Annotated in this window: 8 protein-coding genes; 3 read left to right on the top strand and 5 right to left on the bottom strand. The window is 76.1% G+C overall.

The window, feature by feature from the left end; translation table 11 throughout:
- The first annotated feature begins 279 nt into the window (after positions 1 to 279).
- The 3 genes from I4I78_RS28145 to I4I78_RS28155 are packed head-to-tail and all read left to right on the top strand — an operon-like array spanning position 280 to position 2,164.
- Positions 280 to 1,155 (top strand): hypothetical protein, encoded by an 876-nt coding sequence (locus tag I4I78_RS28145; protein WP_218614529.1) that lies wholly within the window; start codon positions 280 to 282, stop codon positions 1,153 to 1,155.
- Positions 1,152 to 1,577, top strand: coding sequence for a phage holin family protein (locus I4I78_RS28150; protein WP_218614530.1), 426 nt, complete (start codon positions 1,152 to 1,154; stop codon positions 1,575 to 1,577). Before I4I78_RS28145 ends, I4I78_RS28150 begins: the two co-directional genes overlap by 4 nt.
- Complete coding sequence (locus tag I4I78_RS28155) at positions 1,574 to 2,164, top strand: DUF3618 domain-containing protein (RefSeq protein ID WP_218614531.1); 591 nt, start codon at positions 1,574 to 1,576, stop codon at positions 2,162 to 2,164. The genes I4I78_RS28150 and I4I78_RS28155 overlap by 4 nt, the downstream gene beginning before the upstream one ends.
- Before the next feature lie 25 nt (positions 2,165 to 2,189).
- Here I4I78_RS28155 and I4I78_RS28160 read toward each other — a convergent pair whose 3' ends face one another.
- The 5 genes from I4I78_RS28160 to I4I78_RS28180 all read right to left on the bottom strand — a co-directional run.
- Positions 2,190 to 2,426 carry a hypothetical protein gene (locus I4I78_RS28160; RefSeq protein WP_218614532.1) on the bottom strand — a complete coding sequence of 79 codons (237 nt, stop codon included), beginning with the start codon at positions 2,424 to 2,426 and terminating at the stop codon, positions 2,190 to 2,192.
- A gap of 64 nt (positions 2,427 to 2,490) precedes the next feature.
- The gene (locus I4I78_RS28165) at positions 2,491 to 3,138 is read right to left on the bottom strand and encodes a UdgX family uracil-DNA binding protein (RefSeq protein WP_218614536.1); all 648 of its coding nucleotides are present in this window, start codon (positions 3,136 to 3,138) and stop codon (positions 2,491 to 2,493) included.
- Positions 3,139 to 3,205: 67 nt separating this feature from the next.
- Positions 3,206 to 4,630, bottom strand: a complete 1,425-nt coding sequence (locus tag I4I78_RS28170) for a cytochrome P450 (RefSeq protein ID WP_218614533.1) — start codon at positions 4,628 to 4,630, stop codon at positions 3,206 to 3,208.
- A 9-nt stretch (positions 4,631 to 4,639) separates the two neighbouring features.
- A complete protein-coding gene (locus I4I78_RS28175) occupies positions 4,640 to 5,086 on the bottom strand; it encodes an STAS domain-containing protein (protein ID WP_218614534.1) in 447 nt (148 codons plus the stop codon).
- Positions 5,087 to 5,230: 144 nt separating this feature from the next.
- The coding region (locus tag I4I78_RS28180; protein WP_218614535.1) for an ATP-binding protein at positions 5,231 to 6,719 on the bottom strand (1,489 nt) is incomplete at its 5' end.

Here is a 6,719-nt window from a genome sequence, read left to right on the forward strand (position 1 = left end):
GGACCGCCAGGTGAGCGAGGGGACCCCCTGGGACCCACGGCCGGCGATGCGCGCCGCTGCCGCGTGGGAACGGGCCGACCCCTTGGCCGCAGCTGGCGGGGTACGCCCGATCGGGTGCATGTTCGGGGGCGAACGGTGGTGTGACGGTTGACCCGGATGGTCCGGGGTAGCGCTGCACGAGTCCGGTGCACCTCCTCGAGACCAGGGAGCCACGTGATGAACGAACGGGCCGGCAGTAGCGCCGCGGGGCGCGATACCGCATCTGCATCCGCGCCCCGGGTGGCCCGCGACGAAGCGGTCGACCTCGGCCGTTCCGCCGCAGAGCAGACCCGGCGCGTGGGCGCCGCGGCGACCGACCAGGCGGCGGACGTCGCGCGGGAGGTCCAGAACCAGGCGCAGGACCTGTTCGCCGAGGTCCGCGACCAGGCCGTCGAGCAGGCCCGTGTCGGGCAGCAGCGGGTGAGCGACACGCTGCGCGCCCTGGGGGTCGAGCTGCGGCAGATGTCGCACAGCGGCGGCTCCCGGCCGGGCCCCGCCGCCGGCCTGGCCGGCCAGGCCGGCGGCTACGTCGACGGCGCCGCCGAGTGGCTCGACGGGCGCGAGCCCGGGCAGCTGCTCGCCGACGTCCGGCGCGCGGCCGGCCGCCACCCCGGCACGTTCCTGCTCGGTGCCGCCGCCGCCGGTGCGCTGGTCGGCCGGCTGACCCGCGGAGCGGTCGACGCCCACCGCGACGCGAAGGAGCCGGACCCGGAGCCCGTCGATCACGCGCCGGTCGAGCGCGCGCCGGTGGATCACGCGCCGGTCGATCACGCGCCCGTCGATCAAGAGCCGGTCGAGCGTGCGCCCGTCGATCACGCGCCGGTGGAGCGTGCGCCCATCGATCGTGCGCCGGTCGAGCGTGCGCCGGTCGACGAGGAGCCGCCGTTGCCTCCCGGCACCGGGGCCGCGGCCCCGTCGATGCCCTGGACCGGCCCCGACGCACCGACACCGCGCGACGCCGCGGTTCCGCCGCCGCCGTACGTTCCGGGCCCCGAGGGTGCGCCCCGGCATGCGGAGACGACGGTCGGCGAGTACGTGGAGAGTCTGCAGCGCCACGGCGACCCCGCCGCCACCGCGCACCTCGCCGACCCGGCCCACACCGAGGGCCGCTCGTGAGCGCCCCGGGACCCGTCCCGGGTGAGGGTGCGGACTCCTCGGTCGGCGAGCTGATCGGTCAGCTCGGCCGGGACGTCTCCACCCTCGTGCGCCAGGAGCTGGCACTGGCCAGGGCGGAGCTCGCCCAGGAGGCCAAGCGTTCCGGCCGGGCGGCGGGTGCGTTCACCGGTGCGGCCGTAGCCGGCTGGTTCGTCGCGCTGTTCGCATCGGTCGCGGTCTGGGCCGGGTTGTCCGCCGTCCTCCACCCGGGCTGGGCGGCCCTACTGGTCGCCCTCGTCTGGGCGGTGGTCGCCGGGCTGCTCTACCTCGACGGCCGCAGCACGCTCCGCCGTATCCGGGCGGACCCGCCCGACCGCACGACCGCATCGCTGGGTCAGGTGCCGAACGCCCTGACCGGCCGACGACGAGGAGGAACGCCGTGAACCCCGAGGACCCGGACCGGCTCCGCCGCGACATCGAGGAGACCCAGCAGCGTCTCGGCGGCGACGTCGACGCGTTCGCCGACAAGGTCACGCCCAGCCGGGTGGTGGAACGCGGTGCCGACCGGGCACGGGCGACCGCGACCCGCTGGAAGGACACGGTCATGGGAGCCGACCCCGTACCGGACGCGGTGAGCACGGCCGCGGAGACGCTGCGGGACGCGCCGGAGGCCGCCCGTCGCCAGGCGCGCGGGAATCCGATCGCAGCGGGCCTGATCGCCTTCGGGGCCGGCTGGCTGGCCGCCTCGCTGCTCCCGGCCGCCGGCCGCGAGCGGCATCTGGCCGAGCGCGCGCACCATCACCTGGGGCAGGCCGGGGGACCGGCGGTCGATGCGGTTTCGCAGGCCGCCTCGCAGGTCCGGGACGCTCTCTCGGACCCGGCGGCCCAGGCGGCCGACTCGGTGGCCTCGACCGCCGGCAGTGCCGGACGCACGGTCCTCGACGAGAGCCGCACCGCGGCCGAGCAGGTAGGGCGACGCGCGACCGACGCGGTCGAGGACGTTCGCGACGTCCGGCACGACGCCCGGTAGGGCGCCGTGCCGGCGTCCCGGTGTCTCATGCGCGGTCGGCCACCGCCGTCCCGGTGCCGGCCTGCCGTGCACAGTGCGCGCAGCAGAACACGTCGCCGCCGCTCTGCACGCCGTGGCCGATGATCCTGCAGCCGCAGTGTCGGCAGGTCGGGGCCATCACGTGGATGGCGCACTCGAAACTGTCGAAGACGTGTACCTCGCCCTTGGCGTGCACCTCGAACGCCAGGTCGTAGTCGTTTCCGCAGACCTCGCACGCGGCCATGACGCCGCCTCCTTACATCGTCGGTGACGCATGGGTACCCGGCGAGTCCGCGACGATGCACCGCTCACCGGCCGGTTCGCGTCCGGGTCCCTTCCGCCGCCGCGCGGAGGTCCTCGACCAGACCGGCGAACGCGGCCTTGCGATCGTCGGGCTTCGACCGCAGCACCGCCGAGGGGTGGATGGTGGCCAACACCCGGCGGCCCGACCGCGCTCCGTCGTCGAGCTCGTCCGGGTCGTGGAGCTCGTGGGGGTCGTCGAGCTCGTCGGGCAGCTCCAGCAGCTGCCCACGGTCGCGGGTCACCCGGAACTGCGGCCCGAGCACCGCCTTGGCCGCGGTCGCGCCCAGGCACACCACGACCTCCGGCGAGACCTCCCGGATCTCCGCGGCCAGCCACGGCCGGCAGGCCACGATCTCGGTACGGCCCGGGGTCCGGTGGATGCGGCGGGTGCCGCGCTCGTCGAGACGGAACCGGAAGTGCTTCACCACGTTGGTCACGTAGGTGGCCCCGCGGTCGATGCCGGCCTCGGCGAGCGCGTCGTCGAGGACCCGGCCCGCGGGCCCGACGAACGGCTCCCCGCGGCGGTCCTCCACGTCTCCGGGCTGCTCACCGGCGAGCAGCAGCGGGGCCGGGGCCGGGCCGTCGCCGAACACCGCGTGCGTCGCGTCGCGGTAGAGCTCGCAGCCCCGGCAGGACCCGATCGCGTCGCGCATCGCGTCCAGGTCGTCGCGCTCGGGCAGGTAGGCCTGAGCGCCCCGCGCCTTCGGTGCCACGGCGCGCTCACTCCCCGGCCGCGGTGGAACGTCCGACGCCGAACCGCAGCGAGTAGGGGTCCAGTCCGCGCGGCAACGGGCCGCGCGCGGCGAAGCGCTCCGGTGGCAGCAGCACGTGGTGGTGCTCCTCGAGCAGCGTGGCCAGCACGGTGGACGCGGTGAACAGGACGAGCTCACGGCCCGGGCACACACCCGGGCCACCACTGAACGGGGTGAGCATCCAGTCCTGCGCCGCGCTGCCGTCGAGCCACTGGTCGGGGTCGGCGCGGTCGGCGTCGGAGCGGGAGCGGTCGTCGCGGTGCAGGAACCAGGTCGGAATGATCATCGCGGTGCCGGTCGGCAGCTCACCGGCGCCCCAGGTGGTCGGCTGCGTGGTCTGGCGCAGCAGGAGCGGGGTGGTGGGCCACAGACGCACCGACTCCAGCACGACTGCGCGCAGCAGCGGCAGCTCCTGGGGCTGGTTCAGGTCACGGCCGGCGAGCTCGGCGCGCACCCTTCCGCGCAGGTGAGGGTCGGCCGCGAGCAGCGCCAGCGCGCGCAGCGTCACCGCCCCGGCCGGGTCGAACGCGAACATCCAGTGCCCGACCTGGTCGGTCGGCGCCAGGTCCTCCGTGCCCGAGCCCTCCGTGCCGGGGTGCTGCTCTGACAACGAGGCGATCATCTCGGCGAGGCTGCCGGTCTCCGCCCGGTCCAGGTGCCGCGCGACGCCGTCGTGGAACTGTCGGCGCAGGTCGTCGCGGCGCGGCGCGAGGAAGGACCAGTTCGCGGAGCGGCGCAACGCCGTCAGCCGGTCGGTCAGCGTGTGGTCGTCGCGGGCGTGGTCGCCGAGCACGATCCGGCGCACGACCCGCCACCACGCGGTGACGAAGGTGGGCCAGTCCAGCACCCCGCTCCCGGCCGCGTCGGCGCGCAGCGCGACCGCCTCCTGCCGGGCGACCCGGGTGATCGACTCCGCGTGCGAGTGCATCGGCGAGCCGGTCTCCAGCACGCCCTCGGTGAACCGCCGGCGTTCCTCGCGCGCCGCACCGTGCGAGACGAGCACGCCGCGGGGCTGGAAGTGCCCGAGCGCGCCGCGCTTCTCCCAGCTCGCGGTCGCGAACGGCTCGGGCGTCTGCTCCAGGACCCGGCGGACGTCGGCGGCGCCCAGGACGAGCGCGGCCGGGCGTCCCGGGATCGGCAGCCGGACCGGGCCGTCGCCGTGCCGGGCCCGCAGGCCCTGCAGCATCCGGACGCTGCGGTCGTCGGTGCCCAGCTGCCCGGCGAGCTTCACCACCCATGGCCGGCGGGCGATGACGCCCTGGGCGAGGATCGGGCCGACCGCCCCGCCGAGCACCTGCGCGGTCTCCCGTGGGGACGCCGTGGGAAGCGACGACGAGGACGAGCCCGGCCCCGGAGCAGCGGTCGCCGTCGCCGTCGATGGTGTGGTGGTCATGCCCGGGTCCTACCCGCTGGGCAGGCGGTCAACCGTCGGCGCCCTCGATCCGTCACCGGTCGCGACCGGGCCGACGGCCAGCTCGACGCCGCACGCCTGCTCGCCCTCGGGCACCTCCATGACCGTCAGCTCCCGGCCCGGGTCGCAGATCCGCAACACCCGTCGGACGGTCTGGTCCGGCCCGACCACGACCAGGCGCGCACCGACGTCGCGGGCTGCGCGGTGGCCGTCGAGCAGGGCGCGGATCCCGCGGGCGTCGACGAACGTGACCAGCCGCATGTCCAGCACGACCCGGCCGCCGGGCTCGGACAGCGCTCGGACCTGTTCGACGACGGCCGGGCCGCCGACCGTGTCCATCTCGCCCGTGGGGCGGATGACCGCGACGCCCGGACGGGCCTCGTGGTGCAGGACCCGCAACCGTGCGCAGGGCCGAGGTGGGGAGCTCGAGTCGGTCACGCACACCCTCCGTGGGGGTGCGGGCACATGTCTGCCCGCACCGTTCGGACGGCACGCTGCTGGCTCAACGGGCTGCACTCCACTGTGCCCGACACCGCGGCGACCGACAACTCGGTGACCGGGCCCGCCGGGTGCGTCCGAGGGTCACCGGATCCGGTGCAGCTCCAGCGCGTCCGCCTCGAGGTCCGGGCTGTCGTCGAGCAGCGTCGCGAGTCCGGACAGGGCAAGCATGGCCCGGGCGACCGAGCCCTCCGGGGCCCGCACCGACGGCGTCGGGTCGGCATAGCCGGTGAACTCGTGCAGCACCCGCACCGCGGCGGGTCCCAGGACGGTGACGTCGGACAGGTCCAGCGTGAGCGCCCGGGTCCCGCCCGCGGTGGCGTAGAGCATGGCCGAGTGCAGGTCCTGCGCGGCGGCCGGGTCGACCGGGCCGTGCACGCAGATGCGGGTCGGCGGGTCACCCGCGGTCAGCATGCCGAACCCGGGGCCTGCGACGTGCAACCGCGGCCCGCTGTCCCGCGTGACGACCGGCCGGCTCAGACCGAACCGCGCCCGCACGGTGGTGCCGCGGGACCCGGAGTCGACGGTGAGCGCGTCCGAGAGCTCGCGCGCGACGGCCAAGCCGAAGCCGCGGCCGTCCCGTGGCGGTGTCCATGCGCCGTCGTCGGAGACGGTCACCGCCACCTCGGGGCGGTTGTCCCGGGCCGCGTGCACCCGGACCGGGCCGGTCGAACCGGGCGGGTAGGCGTGCTGCACGGAGTTCGTGACCAGCTCGGAGACGACGATGGGGACCGCGGCCAGGGTGTCGGCCGGCACGCCTGCGTCGCGCAGCCAGTCCTCGAGCCGCTCCCGCAGACCGACGATCCCGGCGGGGTCCGCCTCGATCTCGGTGTCCAGCGCATCCGGTACGGAGCAGGGCACCGTCGCCGCCATCAGCACGCCGGAGGCGTTGGTGCGCAGCCGGTCCAGTATCCGCGCGCACAGGGCGTCCGCGGCGGCGGGGGAGTCGGTCGGTTGCCAGCTCCCGCGCACGGTGTCCGCCAGCTCGGTCAGGCCCGCGGTGACCGGCTGCCCGGGCCGCTCGACCAGCCCCGCCGAGCACAGGACCAGCGCCGCGCCGGCCGAGATCGTCGTGCGGCCCGGCCGGACCGGAGGTGCGCCGAGGCCGAGCGGTCCGCCCGTGGCGCCGTCCAGCGGCGCGGAGCCGCTGCCGTCGCAGAGCACCGGCGGGTAGTGCCCGCGGCAGACGTACTCGACGGTCCGCGCCGGTGGGTCGACGACGACCGCGGTCAGCGTGGCACCGTGGCCGGGGGCGAACCGGGCCGCCGCCGCGTCGGCCCGCCGCACCGCGCCGCTCAGCGGTTCCCCGTCGCGCAAAGCCTCGGCGAGCACCGCGCGCAGGGCACCGACCACGACCGGGACGTCCGCGCCGGGGCCGGGCAGGCTGCCCACCACCAGCGCGGTACGCCCGCCGGGCAGCACGAGCGTGCCGAACCAGTCGGTGGTCTGTGCGAGGTCCCCGTCGACGCGGTGCACGGCCAGCCGCAGCGCGTCCGGCATCGGCACCTGGGCCGGGTGATGGTCCGCGAGGTGCTCGTCGGGAGCGGCGGGCTCGGGCAGCGCAGCGGACTCG

It is taken from the genome of Pseudonocardia sp. KRD291, from assembly GCF_019263595.1.
In the GTDB taxonomy this organism is placed as follows: Bacteria; Actinomycetota; Actinomycetes; order Mycobacteriales; family Pseudonocardiaceae; genus Pseudonocardia.